The organism is Sphingomonas liriopis (assembly GCF_024211255.1).
Lineage (GTDB): Bacteria > Pseudomonadota > Alphaproteobacteria > Sphingomonadales > Sphingomonadaceae > Sphingomonas > Sphingomonas liriopis.
In genome coordinates, this window is record NZ_JAMLDY010000004.1 from 126,665 (window position 1) to 144,054 (window position 17,390).

At 69.4% G+C, this 17,390-nt stretch carries 19 protein-coding genes; 6 read left to right on the forward strand and 13 right to left on the reverse strand.

Features of this window, described 5'->3' with window-relative positions; genetic code table 11:
- The first annotated feature begins 44 nt into the window (after positions 1-44).
- Positions 45-458, forward strand: a complete 414-nt coding sequence (locus M9979_RS04335; RefSeq protein WP_254288108.1) for a response regulator — start codon at positions 45-47, stop codon at positions 456-458.
- Between the two features lie 60 nt (positions 459-518).
- On the opposite strand, the gene M9979_RS04340 is transcribed toward M9979_RS04335, so the two are convergent.
- The 6 genes from M9979_RS04340 to M9979_RS04365 all read right to left on the reverse strand — a co-directional run bounded on the left by M9979_RS04340 (position 519) and on the right by M9979_RS04365 (position 6,821).
- Complete coding sequence (locus tag M9979_RS04340; RefSeq protein WP_254288109.1) at positions 519-2,054, reverse strand: sensor histidine kinase; 1,536 nt, start codon at positions 2,052-2,054, stop codon at positions 519-521.
- 32 nt (positions 2,055-2,086) lie between these two features.
- On the reverse strand, positions 2,087-2,638 hold the full coding sequence (gene ssb, locus M9979_RS04345) for a single-stranded DNA-binding protein (protein WP_254288110.1): 552 nt from the start codon (positions 2,636-2,638) through the stop codon (positions 2,087-2,089).
- 22 nt (positions 2,639-2,660) lie between these two features.
- Positions 2,661-4,520 (reverse strand): ferrous iron transporter B, encoded by a 1,860-nt coding sequence (feoB, locus tag M9979_RS04350; RefSeq protein ID WP_254288111.1) that lies wholly within the window; start codon positions 4,518-4,520, stop codon positions 2,661-2,663.
- A gap of 3 nt (positions 4,521-4,523) precedes the next feature.
- Entirely contained in the window at positions 4,524-4,814 is a 291-nt protein-coding gene (locus M9979_RS04355) for a FeoA family protein (RefSeq protein WP_254288112.1), read from the reverse strand.
- A gap of 406 nt (positions 4,815-5,220) precedes the next feature.
- Positions 5,221-5,874, reverse strand: a complete 654-nt coding sequence (locus M9979_RS04360; protein WP_254288113.1) for a COQ9 family protein — start codon at positions 5,872-5,874, stop codon at positions 5,221-5,223.
- A complete protein-coding gene (locus M9979_RS04365; protein WP_254288114.1) occupies positions 5,871-6,821 on the reverse strand; it encodes a DMT family transporter in 951 nt (316 codons plus the stop codon). The genes M9979_RS04360 and M9979_RS04365 overlap by 4 nt, the downstream gene beginning before the upstream one ends.
- Positions 6,822-6,874: 53 nt before the next feature.
- Here M9979_RS04365 and M9979_RS04370 point away from each other — a divergent pair, with 53 nt between their 5' ends.
- Positions 6,875-7,948 (forward strand): alkene reductase, encoded by a 1,074-nt coding sequence (locus M9979_RS04370; RefSeq protein ID WP_254288115.1) that lies wholly within the window; start codon positions 6,875-6,877, stop codon positions 7,946-7,948.
- Positions 7,949-8,140: 192 nt separating this feature from the next.
- Here M9979_RS04370 and M9979_RS04375 read toward each other — a convergent pair whose 3' ends face one another.
- The 3 genes from M9979_RS04375 to recQ all read right to left on the reverse strand — a co-directional run bounded on the left by M9979_RS04375 (position 8,141) and on the right by recQ (position 10,917).
- Entirely contained in the window at positions 8,141-8,566 is a 426-nt protein-coding gene (locus M9979_RS04375; protein ID WP_254288116.1) for a hypothetical protein, read from the reverse strand.
- An 8-nt stretch (positions 8,567-8,574) separates the two neighbouring features.
- Positions 8,575-9,009: a protein tyrosine phosphatase family protein gene (locus M9979_RS04380; RefSeq protein ID WP_254288117.1), complete on the reverse strand. Its 435-nt coding sequence runs from the start codon at positions 9,007-9,009 to the stop codon at positions 8,575-8,577.
- Between the two features lie 135 nt (positions 9,010-9,144).
- Positions 9,145-10,917: a DNA helicase RecQ gene (gene recQ, locus M9979_RS04385; protein WP_254288118.1), complete on the reverse strand. Its 1,773-nt coding sequence runs from the start codon at positions 10,915-10,917 to the stop codon at positions 9,145-9,147.
- A gap of 89 nt (positions 10,918-11,006) precedes the next feature.
- On the opposite strand from recQ, the gene M9979_RS04390 reads away from it, so the two are divergent.
- Genes M9979_RS04390 through M9979_RS04400 form a run of 3 tightly spaced genes read left to right on the forward strand, consistent with a single transcriptional unit; the run spans position 11,007 to position 12,272 of the window.
- A complete protein-coding gene (locus tag M9979_RS04390) occupies positions 11,007-11,285 on the forward strand; it encodes a metalloregulator ArsR/SmtB family transcription factor (protein ID WP_254288119.1) in 279 nt (92 codons plus the stop codon).
- Positions 11,282-11,941, forward strand: coding sequence for an SdpI family protein (locus M9979_RS04395; protein ID WP_254288120.1), 660 nt, complete (start codon positions 11,282-11,284; stop codon positions 11,939-11,941). Before M9979_RS04390 ends, M9979_RS04395 begins: the two co-directional genes overlap by 4 nt.
- Before the next feature lie 49 nt (positions 11,942-11,990).
- Positions 11,991-12,272 (forward strand): GNAT family N-acetyltransferase, encoded by a 282-nt coding sequence (locus M9979_RS04400; RefSeq protein WP_254288121.1) that lies wholly within the window; start codon positions 11,991-11,993, stop codon positions 12,270-12,272.
- Between the two features lies 1 nt (position 12,273).
- On the opposite strand, the gene M9979_RS04405 is transcribed toward M9979_RS04400, so the two are convergent.
- Positions 12,274-14,121: an ABCB family ABC transporter ATP-binding protein/permease gene (locus M9979_RS04405; RefSeq protein WP_254288122.1), complete on the reverse strand. Its 1,848-nt coding sequence runs from the start codon at positions 14,119-14,121 to the stop codon at positions 12,274-12,276.
- Positions 14,122-14,218: 97 nt separating this feature from the next.
- On the opposite strand from M9979_RS04405, the gene M9979_RS04410 reads away from it, so the two are divergent.
- Positions 14,219-14,449, forward strand: coding sequence for a hypothetical protein (locus tag M9979_RS04410; RefSeq protein ID WP_254288123.1), 231 nt, complete (start codon positions 14,219-14,221; stop codon positions 14,447-14,449).
- A gap of 237 nt (positions 14,450-14,686) precedes the next feature.
- Here the strand turns inward: M9979_RS04410 and M9979_RS04415 are convergent, their stop codons facing one another.
- From M9979_RS04415 to M9979_RS04425, 3 genes are all read right to left on the reverse strand, one after another.
- The gene (locus M9979_RS04415; RefSeq protein ID WP_254288124.1) at positions 14,687-15,358 is read right to left on the reverse strand and encodes an energy transducer TonB; all 672 of its coding nucleotides are present in this window, start codon (positions 15,356-15,358) and stop codon (positions 14,687-14,689) included.
- Positions 15,359-15,477: 119 nt separating this feature from the next.
- Positions 15,478-16,812: a glutamate--tRNA ligase gene (locus M9979_RS04420; protein ID WP_254288125.1), complete on the reverse strand. Its 1,335-nt coding sequence runs from the start codon at positions 16,810-16,812 to the stop codon at positions 15,478-15,480.
- A 39-nt stretch (positions 16,813-16,851) separates the two neighbouring features.
- Positions 16,852-17,382 carry a YcxB family protein gene (locus tag M9979_RS04425; RefSeq protein WP_254288126.1) on the reverse strand — a complete coding sequence of 177 codons (531 nt, stop codon included), beginning with the start codon at positions 17,380-17,382 and terminating at the stop codon, positions 16,852-16,854.
- Between the last annotated feature and the right edge of the window lie 8 nt (positions 17,383-17,390).

The following is a 17,390-nucleotide window of genomic DNA, read 5'->3' on the forward strand; positions in this document are numbered from 1 at the left end:
AAAGGGGCGAATCGGAGTTTGCCTACTCCAAGTCTGGGAACATCATGACCAAAACCGCTTTGATCGTCGAAGACGAGATTTTCGTTGCCCTGGACCTGGAACGCATTCTGTTGGACGCCGGCTACGCCGTCGCGGCGATCGCCGCCGACAGCGCCAGCGCGCTGGAGGCGGCCCCCGGTTGCGGCTTCGCCTTCGTCGACGTCAACCTGCGCGATGGCGCGACCGGCCCCGGTATCGCCGAGCGGATGGCGCGCGATTACGGCGTCAAGGTCGTCTTCGTCACCGCCAATCCGGCGCAGATCGATTGCGGCAGCGACTGCGCGCTCGGCTATATCCGCAAACCGTTCAGCGAAGCCGCGATCCTCGCCGCCGCCGCGATGGCGAGCGACAGCGGGTCGATGCCCGCCAACGACGATATCGTGATGCTCGGATCGACCGGCACCGGCCTCACCGCCTGACGCGCAGGCCGGGCTCGCCGCGTACGACGGCTACACGCGCTCCAGCCAGGAACGTCGCCGCTAGGTCCGGCTGAACGCCGCCACCGGTACGCGCACGATCACCACCAGCCCCTCGGGCCGCCATTCGCGCATCACCGATCCGCCCAGCTGGCGCACCGCCGACAGCTCGATCAACTGGCTGCCGAACCCGTGCGGGCCATCGGGCTCGCGCACCGGCGGCCCGTCCTGCTCGGCCCAGCGCAGCGTCGCATGATCGCCTTCGCGTGCCACGGTGACGTCGACGCTACCGTCGTCGGTCGACAGCGCGCCATATTTGGTCGCGTTGGTGGCGAGCTCATGGAACAGCAGCGCCAGCGGCGTCGCCGAACGGTCGTCGATCGGAATCTCGTCGCCCGCAATCGCGATCGGCTGGCGATCCTCGCGCCGATAGGGTTCGAACAATTCGGCGAGCAGCCCGTGCAGGCTGTCCTGCTTCACCATCGGCCGCGACGCCGGGCTGTGCGGCCGGACGAAATCGTGCGCGCGGCCCAGCGCGGTGATCCGCTGGCGCAAATCGGCGGCGACCGGCGCGAACGCCGGCCGGCTGCGCGCCGCGAACGAGATCAGGCCCGAGATCACCGAGAAGATGTTCTTGATCCGGTGCGACAATTCCTGGCTGATGAGCTCGCGTTCGTGCAACGCCAGTTTCTGTTCGTGAATGTCGGTGCAGGTGCCGAACCAGCGCGTGATCCGCCCCGCCGCATCGCGGATCGGCAGCGCGCGGCCGAGCACCCAGCGATAGGTGCCGTCGAAATGCCGCAGCCGGTATTCGATCTGATAGGGATCGCCGGTGCCGAGCGAATGCCGCCACACGTCCCAGGCGCGCGCCTGATCCTCGGGATGGAAGACGTCGTTCCAGCCTTCGCCGTCGGTCGATCCTTGCGGAGTGCCGGTGAATTCGTACCAGCGCGCGTTGTAATAATCGTGGAATCCGTCGGGCAGCGTCGACCACACCATCTGCGGCATCGTGTCGGCGAGCGTACGGAATCGGTCCTCGCTGTCGGTCAGCTGGCGCCGCGTGTTGCGCTCGGCGGCGCGCCAGGCGGCGGCGTCGCGGCTGTCGCGCAGCCGCGCCATGACGTTGTCGGCCAGCGTCGCCAGCCCCTGCATCTGCAGCGGCGTCAGCCCGTCGCGCGGCACGGTATCGATGACGCACAGCGATCCCAGCGGAATGCCGTCGTCGGAGATCAGCGGCGCGCCGGCGTAGAAGCGGATGTGCAGGTCGCCGGTGACCAGCGCATTGTCGGCGAAGCGCGGATCGCGCGTCGCGTCGGGCACCACCATGATCCCGTCGCCCAGCATCGCATGCGCGCAGAACGACATCTCGCGCGGCGTCTCCGTCTCGGACAGGCCGGTGCGCGCGATGAAGGTCTGGCGCGTCGTCTCGACCAGGCTGACCAGCGCGACCGGTGCCTCGCACAGCGCCGCGGCGAAATCGGTGATCTGCTTCAGCGCGGAACTGTCACGTAGCGATTCGAGGTCGTAGGTCGCCATCGCCGCGGCGCGCGCGGCCTCGTCGACCGTCCAGCCGGGGGCGGTCGGCGCGGCGCAGAGCATCGCGGGATCGAGCGAAGGAGACGTCTGCGTAATCAGAACGGCACGTCGTCGTCGAGATCGTCGGCGAAGCCCCCACCCTGGCCGAAGCCGCCACCGCGATTGCCGCCGCCCGCGGGCGCACCGCCGCGGCTGCCGCCCGAACCGCCGCCGAAATCGTCGCCGCCGCTCCAGTCGCCGCCGCCGCTCCGCCCGCCGCCGGCCCCACCGCCCGCGCCGCCACCCTGGCCACCGTTCGGGCCGTCGAGCATCGTCAGCACGCTGTTGAAACCCTGCAGCACGACCTCGGTCGAATAGCGGTCCTGGCCCTGCTGGTCCTGCCATTTGCGCGTCGTCAACGCGCCCTCGATATAGACCTTCGACCCCTTGCGTAGGAAGCGTTCGGCGACGTTGGCGAGGCCTTCGTTGAAGACCTTGACCGTGTGCCACTCGGTCTTTTCCTTGCGCTCGCCGGACATCTTGTCCTTCCACGATTCGGATGTGGCGATGCGCAGTTCGACGACCTTGCCGCCGTTCTGGAAGCTGCGGCTTTCGGGGTCGCGCCCCAGGTTGCCGACCAGAATGACCTTGTTGACGCTGCCCGCCATGGAATGCCCCGAAAAAGTGAATCTAGAGGCCGGCGAAAACCGCGAGCCAATAGGTGATACCGGCCATGATGTAGGCGGCGGCGAACAAATAGCCAACCATGAACAGCGGCCATTTCCACCCGTTGGTCTCGCGCCGGGTCACCGCGATCGTGCTGATGCATTGCGGCGCGAAGACGAACCACATCAGGAAGGCGAGCGCGGTCGGCAGCGTCCAGCGGCCGCGAATCTGGTCGGTGATCCGGTCGGTGCCGCTGCCGTCGGTATCGTCGATTGCATACACCGTGCCGATCGCCGACACCGCCACCTCGCGCGCCGCCATCGCCGGCAGCAGCGCCAAGGCGATGTCGCGGTTGAAGCCGATCGGCTTGACGACGTACTCGATGCCGTGGCCGATCCGCCCGCCGATCGAATAGTCGACCGGGCTGATGCCACTACCCTCGGGGGGGTTCGGGAAGCTCAGCAGCAGCCACAGTACCACGGTGGTCGCGGCGATGATCGTACCCGCGCGCTTGAGGAAGATGACCGCGCGCTGCCACAGCCCGATCAGCACGTCGCCGATCCGCGGCACCTGATACTTCGGCATCTCCATCATGAAGCCCGACGACGCGCCCTTGGTCACCGTCCGGCGCAGCACCAGCGCGGCGACATAGGCGCCGGCGATGCCGATCACGAGCAGCCCGAACATCACCACCCCCTGCAACCGCACGAACGGCGCAATCTGCGTATTGGGGATCATCGCACCGATGATGAGCGTGTACACCGGCCAGCGCGCGCTGCACGTCATCAGCGGCGCGATCAGGATCGTGGTCAGCCGGTCCTTCTCGTCCTCGATCGTCCGCGTCGCCATGATGCCGGGGACGGCGCAGGCGAAGCTCGACAGCAACGGGATGAACGCGCGCCCCGACAGCCCGACGGTCGCCATCAGCCGGTCCATCAGGAACGCCGCGCGGACCATGTATCCCGACGATTCGAGGATCAGGATGAACAGGAACAGGATCAGGATCTGCGGCAGGAAGACGATCACCGCGCCGACCCCGGCGATCAGCCCGTCGGTGAGCAGCGAACGGAGGAAGCCATCGGGCAGCGCGCCCTTGATCGCATCCTGCAACCAGCCAAACCCTGCGTCGATCGCGTCCGCCGGCACCGCGGCCCAGGTGAACACCGCCTGGAACATCACGAACAGGATGGCGACGAGCAGTACCGGCCCGGCGACCGGATGCAGCGCCACCGAATCGAGCATATGCGCCCAGCGCCGCCCCGCGGTCTCCGACACCGTCGCCGCGGTCGCGATCTGCCGCGCGCGGCGTTGCAGCTGGACGATATCGTCCTGCGTCCCCGCCGACACGTCGGGCGTCCGCCGGCCACCACCGCCGACCGCCTCGCCCAGCGCGGCACGCAACGCGTCGAGCCCGCGCTTCCTCACCGCGACGGTCGGGATCACCGGCACGCCGAGTTCGCGCTCAAGGACGGCGGCATCGAGCGTCAGCCCGTCGCGCTCGGCGAGATCGACCATATTGAGCGCGACGACGACGGGCAGGCCGAGCGCGATCAGCTGCAGCGTGAAGCGCAGATGGTTGTCGAGATTGGCGGCGTCGACCACCACGACCAGCGCGTCGGGCAGCCGTTCGAGGCTGCTCGCGCCGGTGACGACGTCGCGGGTGACGCGCTCGTCGGGGCTGGACGGTTCGAGGCTATAGGCGCCGGGCAGGTCGATCAGCTCGACCGGCCGCCCGTCGTCGAGCACCAGCCGGCCCGAATGGCGTTCCACCGTGACGCCGGGATAATTGCCGACCTTCTGCCGCGCGCCGGTCAGCGCGTTGAACAGCGCGCTCTTGCCGGCATTGGGATTGCCGACCAGCGCGACCAGCGGGGATGCGTGCACCGGTTATTCGGCGGCGACGGCCGGCGCCACATGCACCGCACCAGCGACCGCGCGGCGCAGCGCGACGGTCATCCGGCCGATGCGGCAGGCGATCGGCCCGCTGCCCAGCGACGCGCGGTGCAGCACCTCGACCGCGACGCCCTCGTCGAAGCCCAGTTCGCGCAACCGCCGCGCCTCGGGCACCGCCAGCCGCGCCCAGTCGATACCGGCGACGGTCGCCGGCTGGCGCCGGGGCAGCGAGACGAGGTCCAGAGCGGTCTGTGGGGCGGGCACGACGGTACGCGACATATCCATGATGCGACTGATTATCATTTACGCGCGGACGAGTAAAGCAGGCGGTCGCTCGGTTCGACATTCGGATCGCCTGACGGCGTATCGAAGAAAGAAGGGTATTTCGCGCGGAGGACGCGGAGGTGTTGCGTGCGCGGCGGCGCGTGGTCCTGTCACCGCGACGGTCTGATGGAGCGTGCAAGCGCCGCGGCAGGCACGACATCTCTGCGTCCTCCGCGCCTCCGCGCGAACACAATTCCGGTTCGCAGCAGGCGAGCGCGCGGTCATTTGAGGTCACGCGAAGACGCGAAGACGCAAAGATGTTTGGCTGTCGGCACCGTCACCGCTCGAGCCGCCGATGGTGAAAAGCTGCCGCTTCCCCGATGACCGCCCTCTTCGCGTCTTCGCGTGTTCGCGCGAAAATCGAGAATCACACCACCGGGTAGCGCAGCCGCCCGACGAAGCGCGACAGGCTCGGCCGATGTTCGTAGCGCTTCACGAACCCCGCCTTGGCCTTTTCGAAGCGCATGATCCCGTCGATCCGCCGCGCCAGGAAGGCGCGCGTGTCGGCATGGCCGTCGCTGTCGTCGTCCAGGAACACCGTCACGCTCGCGGCGTAGACGCCGAGCAGGATCGTGCGCTTGGTATAGTGATTGTAGTCGGTGGCGGTATCGCCCGCCATCCGCCACATCAGGTCGACGCTGCGCCAACCGAGCCGCGCCCCTTTGGCGACGTTCTGCGGCAGCGCGAGGATGGTCAGCGCGCGGCGCAGCGATTCGCGGTTCGCCGCCACCGCGTCGAGTCGCGCCTCGACCAGCGCGGTGATCCGCGCACGGATCTTCATCGCCGCCAGCGTCTCGGGCGGCAGCGTCACCGCAAGGCCCGCATCGATCGACGCGAACCAGGCATCGATCATGTCCGCCGCGCCGCCGGGAAAGGCGAGGCGCGCGACGTCGCGGTCGATTCCCTCCGCGTCCGCCGCCATGTCGCGCGCCGCATCGCCCCAGCCGTCGAACGCGGCATTGGCGGCGATGCCGGGCGCCAGCACCGCGCGGATCTCGTCGAGTGTCAGGTCTTCGTTCATGGCCCCATCTCCTGCGCCGACGCGCGCGGTGGCGCAACCTCGCTCCGCCGCACCAGCACCAGCGCGATGGCGACCAACGCGACGCCGATCCAGTCGGCTCCCTGCAGCCGCTCGCCATAGACGACCCAGCCGACCGCGCCCGCGACGATCGGCTGGATCAGCAGCGCGATCCCGACGACCAGGGGCGACAATTGGCCGAGCGCGAAGATCATGCAGCCCTGTCCCACCACCTGGCTGACCAGGGCGAGGCCGAGCAGCGGCGTCCAATGGTGCGGCATCACCCGCTCGCCGAGCAGCAGCGCGAAGGCGAGCAGCGGCAGCGCCGTCGCCACGCTCGACAGCGCCAGCGCGGGCAGCGGCCGCATCGCGCCCCGCGCCCGCGCCATCAGCACGATATAGACGGTGTAGAGGATACCCGCGAGGATACAGAGCAGGTCGCCCGCCAGATGCCGCGGATCGAGTTGGTACGAGCGGCCGAGCAGCAGCCCCGCGCCGATCGCGGCGAGCAGCAGCGCCACGCCCTGCATCCGCGACGGCCAGGCGCGCGCGACGAGGAAGCCGTACAACGGATAGATCAGGATCGCCGAATTGCCGAACAGCGTCGCATTGGCCATCGTCGTGCGGACGATGCCGAGGTGCCAGCTGCCGAGGTCGGCGGCGAAGGCGACGCCGCCGATGGCGAGCATGATCCACAGCCCGCGCGCCATCCGCACCGGCCGCGCGCCCGCGGCGAACGCCAGCGCGGCGAGACAGGGGATGGCGATCGTGATCCGCCAGAACCCCGCCGCCACCGGCCCGACGTCGGCCAGCCGCACGAACCACGGCCCGAACGCCAGCGCGACATTGGCGAGGACCAGTGCGGCAAAAGCGAGACCCGCGGATGCCGTAGCGGCAGGTGCGTCGTTTGCGTCCGCGACAGTTTTTCTTGGGGGCCGGCGCTGGTGCATGCCGCCCTGTAGCGTCCTATCTTGCCGCCGTCAGGCCACTTACGGAGCATCCCATGCCGAGCCTCTTCGATCCGATCCAGCTGGGCGACATTTCCGCCGCCAACCGCATCCTCATGGCGCCGCTCACCCGCGGCCGCTCGACCGACGATCACGTGCCGACCGACATCATGGTCGATTATTACCGCCAGCGCGCCGGCGCCGGCCTCATCATCACCGAAGGCACCGGCGTCAGCCGTCAGGGTCTCGGCTGGCCGAACGCGCCGGGCCTGTGGACCGACGCGCAGGTCGAGGCATGGAAGCCGGTGACCGCCGCGGTGCACGAGGCGGGCGGCAAGATCGTCGCGCAGATCTGGCACATGGGCCGCCTGGCGCGCCCCGACGTGACCGGCGTCACGCCTTTGTCCTCTTCGGCGACGCGCGCGCCCTATCACAAGGAGGACAACCCCTATGCCGAGGCGCAGGCGGCGACGCTCGACGACATCAAGCGCGCGCAGGACGATTACGCCACCGCGGCGACCAACGCGATCCGCGCCGGCTTCGACGGCGTGCAGCTGCACGGCGCCAATGGCTATCTGATCGACCAGTTCCTGCGCGACGGCACCAACCATCGCGACGACGATTACGGCGGCAGTCCGGAAAACCGCATCCGCTTCATGCGCGAAGCGGTCGCGCGGGCGATCGACGCGATCGGCGCGGGCCGCACCGGTATCCGCCTGTCGCCCAACGGCGAGACGCAGGGCGCCGACGACAGCAACCCCGAAAGCGTCTTCGTCCCCGCCGCCGCCGCGCTCGACGCGCTCGGCATCGCCTTCCTCGAACTGCGCGAGCTGACCCCCGAGGGCACGTTCGGCGCCAGCGACGTTCCCAAGCTGTCGCCGCTGATCCGCCAGGCGTTCAAGGGTCCGCTGATCCTCAATCAGGATTACACGCTGGCGGGCGCGCAGGCCGAACTCGAATCGGGCGTCGCGGACGGCATCGCCTTCGGCCGCAAGTTCATCGCCAACCCCGACCTCGTCGACCGCCTCCGCCAGGACGCACCGCTCGCCAAGGACAACCAGGCGACGTGGTATTCCAAGGGACCGGAGGGCTACACCGACTATCCGGCGCTGGAAACCGCGGCGGCGTAACGTAACGGCCGTACGGCCTTATCTCCCTCGTTCTCTCCCCCCGTTCGTGCTGAGCTTGTCGAAGTACGATGAGTCTCACCTGCCCTTCGACAGTGAACAGGTGAAGCATCCCCCGGATGTTTCAGCCGAGCCTGGGAAGGCTCGGCGACCTGTTCACCAGGGCGAACGGGGGCACCTTCCCTCGCGGAAGACCTACCGCCCCATCTCCGGCACCAGCCGCTTGAGGTCCGCCGGCGCCAGCCGCCGCACGTCGAGCGCATCCACCCCCGCGACCAGCACCGGCCCCAACCGCCGCTCGCCGCTGTCGATCAATATCCCCTCCGCGGTCGAGCGCAGCGCCCCCCAGGCGACCTCGCGCACCACGATCCCCGCGCCCTGCCGCCGCATCACCGCGACGCGGCCGGCGCGATCGACCGCCAGCGCGCCGCCGCCGTCGGCACCGACCACCGCGCCCTGCGTATCAAAGCCGGGCAGCGCCGCCTCCGCGGCTTCCGCCGCTTCCTCGGGGCTGGCGATGCGCACCGGCCGCCGCCGCGCCAGCACCCAGCCGAGCGCGGCGAGCAGCAGCACGGCGGCCACGCCGCCGCCGATCGCATATCCCCACATGGCGTCGGTCATTGCCGGGCTCACTGCCCGCCGGCGAGCGCGTCCAGCGTCGGCCGCATGCCCGACAGGTCATAGCCCGCGCCCGCCGCCTGCCGCTCGAGCAACTCGGGGTCGCGCCCCGCCTTCGCTGCGGCCAGCGCCCACAGGTTGCAGCTGCGCGTCCCCGACCGGCAATAGGCGAGCACCGGCCCGTCCGCCGCGGTCAGCGCCGCGGTCATCGCGTCGATCTGCGGGTGCGAGAAGCCGGCATGCGTCACCGGAATCGCGGTATAGAGCAGCCCCGCCGCATCCGCCGCGGCGCGGATCGCCTCGCCCGCGGGCTGGCCCGCTTCCTCGTCGTCGGGGCGGTTGTTGACGATCGCGACGAACCCCGCCGCCTTGATCGCGGGCAGGTCGTCGGGCGTGATCTGGGGAGCGACGCTGACGCGGTCGTTGACGGTGCGGATGTCGGCCATCCGGTCCCGTTACGCGATCAGCCGAGCCGCGTCAGCCTGTTTTGGCGGGTGGCGATCCCTCTATTTCCGTTCGCCCTGGTGGACAGGTGGAACTCAATGTGCTTCGACAAGCTCAGCACGAACGGGAGGCGAAGCTCACCCCGCGTCGCGGATCACCTGCAGGAACGCATCGCCATAGGCCTCCAGCTTGCGCGCGCCGATCCCCGACAGGTGCATCAGCGCCGCGCGGCTGTCCGGGCGCTGCGCCGCCATCTCGCGCAGCACCGAATCGTGGAAGATGACATAGGGCGGCACCCCCGCCTCCTTGGCGAGGTCGCGGCGGCACGTGCGCAGCGCCTCGAACAGCGGATTGTCCGCCGGGTTCGCCGCCACCCCCGCATCGCGCTTGCGCCCACCCCGCGCGCGCTTGGGCGGCAGCACCAGCATCACCCGCGCGTCCTCCTTCAGGATCGGCCGCGCCGCCGGCCCGAACTCCAGCCCGCCATGCGCATTGGTCCTCAGCGCATCGCGCAGCAGCAGCGCCCGCGCCACCGGCTTGACCAGCGCCGCCTCCTCGCCATCGACGATCCCCCAGACCGACAGCGATTCGTGCCCGCGATCGACGCTGCGCTCGGTCGATTGGCCCAGCAGCACCTGCTCGACATAGCCGACGCCGAACAATTGCCCCGTGCGGAACACCGCCGACAGGAACTTGCGCGCCGTCTCGGTCGCATCGACCGCGTCCGGGCTCCCGAGGCAATTGTCGCAATTGCCGCAATCCTCATGGCGGTCCTCGCCGAAATGCTTGAGCAGGATGCGCCGCCGGCATCCCGCGGTCTCGACCAAAGCGCCCAGCGCGGCGAGCCGCGTCCGCTCGCCCGCCTGCCGGTCGGGCTCGACCTCGCCGATCCGCTGGCGTGCGCGCGCGAAGTCCTCCGCGCCCCAGAACAGATGCGCGACCGCCGGATCGCCGTCGCGCCCCGCGCGGCCGGTCTCCTGATAATAAGCCTCGATCGACTTCGGCAGCCCGGCATGCGCGACGAAGCGGACGTCGGGCTTGTCGATCCCCATCCCGAACGCGACCGTCGCACAGATCACCATGTCTTCGGACGCGACGAAATCCGCCTGGTTCTTCTGGCGGATGTGCGGATCGAGCCCCGCGTGATAGGCGCGCGTCGGCCGCCCGCTGCGCCCCAGCGCCTCGGCCAGCTTCTCGGTCGCGGCGCGGGTCTGCGCATAGACGATGCCGGGGCCGGGCGTCGCGGCGATGACGTCGGCGATCTGCTTGGTCGTGTTCGCCTTGGGACTGATCGCATAGCGGATGTTCGGCCGGTCGAACCCCGACACGATCAGCCCGTCCTGCGGGATTCCCAGCTGCTGCAGGATATCGCTGCGGGTATGCGCATCCGCGGTCGCGGTCAGGGCGAGACGCGGCACGTCCGGAAACGCATCCATCAATGGCGCCAGCAACCGGTAGTCGGGGCGGAAATCATGCCCCCATTCGCTGACGCAATGCGCCTCGTCGATCGCGAACAGGCTCAGCGGGGCGCTGGCGAGCAGCTCGCGGAAATGCCCCGTCGAGGCGCGCTCGGGCGCGATATAGAGCAGGTCGAGCTCCCCCGCCCGGAACCGCGCGATCGATTCGGCGCGATTCTGGTCGGCACTGGTCAGCGTCGCGGCACGGATGCCGACCGCCTCGGCGGCGCGCAGCTGGTCGTGCATCAGCGCGATCAGCGGGCTGACGACGACGCACGTCCCCTCCAGCATCACCGAAGGCAATTGATAGCACAGCGACTTGCCCGCGCCGGTCGGCATGACGCCGAGCGTCCGCTCCCCCGCCAGCACGCGCGCGACAACATCCTCCTGCACCCCCCGAAACGCCGGAAAGCCGAAGACACGCGACAAGGTGGGCAGGGGATCGGGGATCATCGTCGTCCATGTAGGGGCGCGGCCCCCCAGCGTCGAGGCGATCGCTATGTTAGCCTTGACACTAATTAGCCGTAATGCTAACAAATGGCATGGACACCGTGTTCGACGCTTTGGCGCATCCGACGCGCCGCCGCATCCTCGAGCTGCTGAAGCGCGGCGGGATGACCGCGGGCGATCTCGCCGCGGCGTTCGACGTGTCGAAGCCGACGATGTCGGGCCATTTCGCCAGACTGCGCGACGCCGGCCTGATCCAGGGCGAAACCCGCGGCACCAGCACGGTCTACACGCTCAACCTCTCCGTGCTGGAAGAGGTGATGATGGGGTTCATGGGCCGGCTGAAGGTCGGCGAAGGGGAAGGTCGGGAATGACCAATCGCGGGTTGAAGCTGGCATCGGTCGGCGTCGTGCTGGGGATGACCATTGTCGCGCTCGTCGCGCTGTACCGGCTGCCGCCCGGTGCGCAGCTGCCGACGCACTGGAACGCCGCGGGCGAGGTCGATCGCCGGATGAGTGCCCCCGGCGCCTTGTTCTTCGGCATCGGCATGTCCGCGCTGCTCAGCCTCGTGCTCGCGGTTGTGCCCGCGCTCGAACCGAACCAGGCGCGGCGCGATGCCGGCGCGCCGGTGTTGCGCGCGGCTTGGGCCGGGCTGCTGGTGCTGATGGTGGCGGTCGAGGGCGCCGTCGTCGCGCCCGCCTTCGGCTGGCACCTGCCGACGTTGCTACCCCTGGCGGGGGCGGGCTTGCTGCTCATCGTCATCGGCAACGTCCTGCCCAAATCGCGCCCCGGCTTCTTTGTCGGCATCCGCACCCCCTGGACGCTGACCGACCCGGAAAACTGGATCGCGACGCATCGCCTCGGCTCGCGCACGATGATGCTCGGCGGTGCGACGATCGTCGCTGCCGCGGTGCTGCCGCTCGGCGCCGGCGTGCGACAGGCGCTCATCATGGCTGCGGTCGTCGTCGCGGCGCTGCCGCCGCTGATCTTCTCGTGGTGGTTCTGGCGGCGGCGCGCCGCGCACCGATAGGATGCAGCCGGATCGGCCGGTCGCGCGTTTGCCCGGCATGAACCCCGATATGAGCCCCGATATGAACGACGTCATCGACAACCGTGCCGCGGCACGCTTCGAACTCACCGAACAGGGCGACACCGCGATCGCCGCTTACACGCGCGAAGGCGACACGATCGTCTTCACGCATACCGAGGTGCCGCCCGCGCTGGAGGGCCACGGCGTCGGCTCGCGGCTGATCGCCGGCGCGCTGGCGCAAGTCCGCGCGGCGGGCCTCAAGGTCGTGCCGGTCTGCGCCTTCGTCGCCGCCTATCTGCGGCGCCACCCCGACGCGGCGGACCTCGCCTGACCTATTCCGCCGCCAGCGCACCCTCGCTCGCGCCCGCGACGTCGTCGTCGTCGCGCTCCTGCGCCTGCCGCGCCCACATTTCGGCGTAGAGCCCGCCCTGCCGCAGCAATTCGGCATGCGTACCACGCTCGGCCACGCGGCCGCCGTCGAGCACGACGATCTGGTCGGCATGGACCACCGTCGACAGGCGGTGCGCGATGACGATCGTCGTGCGCCCGCGTTCGATCGCCTCCAGCGTGTCGAGGATCTCCGCCTCGGTCCGGCTGTCGAGCGCGCTCGTCGCCTCGTCGAGGATCAGGATCGGCGGGTTCTTGAGCAGCGTGCGCGCGATCGCGACGCGCTGCTTCTCGCCGCCCGACAGCTTCAGGCCGCGCTCGCCGACACGGGCGTCATAGCCCTCGGGCTGGCGCTCGATGAAGCCGGCGATCGCCGCGCCCGCCGCCGCCGCCTCGATCTCCGGCCGCCCCGCGCCTTCGCGGCCATAGGCGATATTGTAGCCGATCGTGTCGTTGAACAGCACCGTGTCCTGCGGCACGATACCGATCGCGGCGCGCAGCGACGCCTGCGTGACGTCGCGGATATCCTGTCCGTCGATCGTGATCCGCCCCGCACCGACGTCGTAGAAACGGTACATCAGCCGCGCGAGCGTCGACTTGCCCGCCCCCGACGGCCCGACCACCGCCAGCGTGCTCCCCGCCGGCACGTCAAGGTCGAGCCCGCCGAGAATGTCGCGATCGGGATCGTAGCCGAAGCGCACGTCCTCGAACCGGACATGCCCCGCGCCGATGACGAGCGGCGTCGCGCCCGGCGCATCGGTCACCTCGGCGGGCGTGTCGATCAGCGCGAACATGCTCGCCATGTCGATCACCCCCTGGCGGATCGTGCGATAGACCATGCCGAGCAGGTCCAATGGCCGGAACAGCTGCGCGAGCAGCGTCGAGACGAACACCACGTCGCCCGCCGAGAATCGGCCCTGGCTCCACCCCCAGGCGACATAGGCCATGCCGCCGCCCAGCATCAGGTTGGTGATGAGCGCCTGGCCGACGTTGAGCCAGGCGAGGCTGTTTTCCGACTTGGTCGCCGCCGCGGCATAGGCGGAGATCGCGGCGTCGTAGCGCTTGGCCTCGCGCTCCTCGGCACCGAAATATTTCACCGTCTCGAAATTGAGCAGCGAATCGACCGCATGCGCGACCGCACCGGTGTCGAGGTCGTTCATCTGCGCGCGCAAGGCGTTGCGCCAGTCGGTCACCTTCTGCGTGAAGACGATATAGACGCCGACCATCGCCACCGTCGCCGCGACCAGCGGCCAGCCGAAGCTGTGCCAGAAGATGCCGAGCACGAGGCCCAGTTCGAGCACCGTCGGCGCGATGTTGAACAGCAGGAAATACAGCATCGTGTCGATGCTCTTGGTGCCGCGCTCGACCACCTTGGTGACGGCGCCGGTGCGCCGCTCGAGGTGGAAGCGCAGGCTGAGGCCGTGCAGGTGGCGGAAGACGTTCGCGGCCAGCCGCCGCGTCGCATCCTGTCCGACCCGCTCGAACACCGCGTTGCGCGCATTGTCGAACAGCGTCGTCGAAAAGCGCGACGCCGCATAGCCGATGACCAGCAGGATCACGATCGTCGCGACGCCCCGGTCGCCGACACTCATCCGGTCGACCGCATATTTCAGCGTATAGGCGGCGCCGAACACCTGGACGAGCTTGCTGGCGACAACCAGCGCCATCGCGCCGACGATCCGCGCCTTCAGCCCCGGCTCGCCCGCCGGCCACAGATAGGGCAGGAAACGGCGGAGCGTGGGCAGCAGCGGCTGGTCGGCGCGGGTATGGCCGGTGGGATCGACGGGAGGCATTGCCCCCCATGTAGGCACGCCCGCGCACGCACGGAAGCGGACACGCGGAACATACTGCCACGCTTGGGGATTTTACCGTTCCGAGAGTGAGGCGAAGATGGAACCGTTGTTCTACGTCATGGCGATCATGGGCTGCGCGGACGGCAACGTCCAATGCACCGAAGCGCGCGTCGTCCCCGTGCGCTACCAAAGCATGGCGCAATGCCGCGCCGCGCTCCCGGCGCAGCTCGCGCGCAACACCGACATCGACTATCCGATGCTCGGCGCTGCCTGCCGCACCGCCGGCGCGCAGGTCGCCAGGAACGACGCGAAGCCGCCGAAGCTGTGATCCGGGCACGTTGCCACCGCTAAAATCGGCCGCGCCCCTACTATGCGATCGTCATCCCACCATTCGAGGGGAGTGACCGCAAATACCGTTCGCCCTGAGCCTGTCGAAGGGCCTTGAGACTCAAGGTGCTTCGACAAGCTCAGCACGAACGTAACGGTGGCGGACAAGCGAGGCGCCGCTCCGGTCCGGCCCACACTCATGCTCGCCTCCCGCCCCCAAACAACGGCCCCCCACGCCTCAATCCTCCATCCGAAACGTCAGCGTCATCGTCCGCCACGCCTCCACCGGCACGCTGCCGCGCGTCGCCGCCCGGAACCGCCACGCCTTCAGCGCGCGCTCCTGCGTCGCCTGCCAGAAGGCGTCGCTCGTCGCGGTCACCCGCTCGATCTGCTTCACGCGGCCGTCGGTGCCGACCAGCACGCGCACCGTCACCCGCCCGTCGCGATTGGCGCGCCGCTCGCTCGGCGGATAGATCGGCTGGAAATCGTCGGCATAGCGCGGATCGACGCTCGGCCCGACCAGCGGCAACGGCGGCGGCGGCGCGGGCGACGCCTCGACGACCGGACCGGTGTCGGTGCCCAGCATCGGCCCTGCGATCGGCGGCGTCACGGTCGTCGTCGTGGCGACATCGACATGGCTCGGCACCGGAATCGGCGGGATCGGCGCGAAGATCGTCTCGGTCGGCCGGTTGGGCGTGGGCTCCGCCGGCTTGGCCTCGGGCGGCGTCGGCGGGGGCGGCGGATCGAGCGGGATATTCTCGGTGATGAGCGTATGTTCGGGACTGCCCGGCAGGATCTTCGGCCCGGCGAACATCAGCGCGGCGACCAGCGCGGCGTTGATCGCGACGGCGGCGGTGAGGCCACCGGGGTTGAAACGGGTCGGCTGGGGGTAGCGATCTGCGTACATCATCCGTCTCCTCGTGCTGCGATCGACTCGAACTGGTCTCCTGTCAGAATTGGAATGTTACATTGTAACGTATCAGCGTCAAGCGCCCTTCGCCGAAGCGTCCACGCGTGACCTTTGTGACCTTATCCGGCGGCGGAGAGCCGCGCGACCGCCCGCTCGCGCCCGATCAGCGGCAGCAGCGCCGCCATGTCGGGTCCATGGTCGAGCCCCGTCAGCGCCTGCCGCAACGGCAGGAACAGCGCCTTGCCCTTGCGCCCCGTCGCCGCCTTCAGCGCCCCGGTCAGCGCATGCCAAGGATCCCCCGCCCAATCGATCGTGCCCGCGACCGCCGCCGCCTGCACCAGATAGCCGCGCGTCTCGTCGTCCATCGTCGGCGCGTCGATCGGCCCCTCGATCACCCGCCACCAGTCCGCTGCCTCGGCGACGCGCGCCAGATTGGGCCGCACCGCGTCCCATTCCGCCGCGCCCATGCCTGCCGGCAGGCGATCCGCCACCGCCGCAAACGGCAGCTGATGGACGATCCGCGCATTGACCTGCGCCAGCTCCCCCTCGTCGAACCGCGCCGGCGCCCGCCCGAAGCGCGCGAAGTCGAACGCCGCAATCAACGGTGCCGGATCGACCACCGGCTCGACCGGATCACTGGTTCCGATCCGCGCGAGCAGCACGATCACCGCCTGCGGCTCGATGCCCTCATCGCGGAAATGCGCGACGCCCAGCGACCCCAGCCGCTTCGACAATTTGCCTTCCGTGCCGGTCAGCAGCGCCTCGTGCGCGAAGCGCGGCGGCGCCACGCCCATCGCCTCGAACATCTGCAACTGCAGCGCGGTGTTGGACACATGATCCTCCCCCCGCACGACATGCGTGATGCCAAGATCGGCGTCGTCGATCGCCGACGGCAGCATATACAGCCACGAACCGTCGGCACGGCGAATGACCGGATCGCTCATCGTCTTCGCATCGAACGCCTGCGGCCCGCGGATCAGATCGTCCCACGTGATCGGTGCGTCATGATCCAGCTTGAACCGCCAGTGCGGCCGCACGCCGTCCGCCTCCAGCCTGGCGCGATCCGCGTCGCCCAGCGCCAGCGCCGCACGATCGTAGACCGGCGGCAATCCGCGCCCGAGCAGGATCTTGCGTTTCAGGTCCAGTTCCTGCGCGCTCTCATACGCCGGATAGATGCGCCCCGCCGCGACCAGCGCGTCGAAGCGCGCCTGGTACAGCGCGAACCGCTCCGACTGGCGCACTTCCAAATCCGGCGTCAGCCCAAGCCAGGCGAGATCGGCACGGATGCCGTCGACGAACCGCTCCTCCGATCGCTCGGCATCGGTATCGTCGATCCGCAGCACGAACCGCCCGCCGTGCCTCTGCCCGAACATCCAGTTGTGCAACGCCGCCCGGATGTTGCCGACGTGCAGGCTGCCGGTGGGCGAGGGAGCGAAGCGGGTGATGACGGTCATCCCCGCGGCCTAGTCAGCGTAGGGGTGGCCGACAAGCGTTCAGCGCCGATGCGGCGCGTGGCGCGCCAGCGTCGCGACCAGATCCTGCCGCGCGTCGCTGTCGAGCGCGTGCGCCGGGATCATACGGAACAGCAGGTCGGTCAGGTAGACGAGCGTGACGCGCGTATCGCTCTGCCACGCATGGACGTCGTCCCAGCCGAGCCGTGTGTGCCCCGACGAAGTCTCCCATTCCAGCCCGGCATCGGACCAGCGCGCCGTGACCTGTCGCTGCAACAGGCGGTTCTGGCGGTACAGCCGCCGGGCACGGCGCGGCAGCAACAGCCACGTCAGGCCGATGAGCAGCGCCAGCGCCGCCAGACCGCCGATCACGCCGCTGACGACCGCGATGACCGCCGTCCACGGATACTCGCCGACCGCGAACAGGATGCCGCCGAGCACGCTCGCGGCGACGATCGACAGTGTCGTGATGCGGATCAGGAAGCGCCGCGATCGCAATTGGCGCACGTTGGCGGCGCGCAGGCTGGCGAGGTGGTCGCGCTCGTCGATGTGGAACGTCGCCTGCCCGGCCATCGCCATCC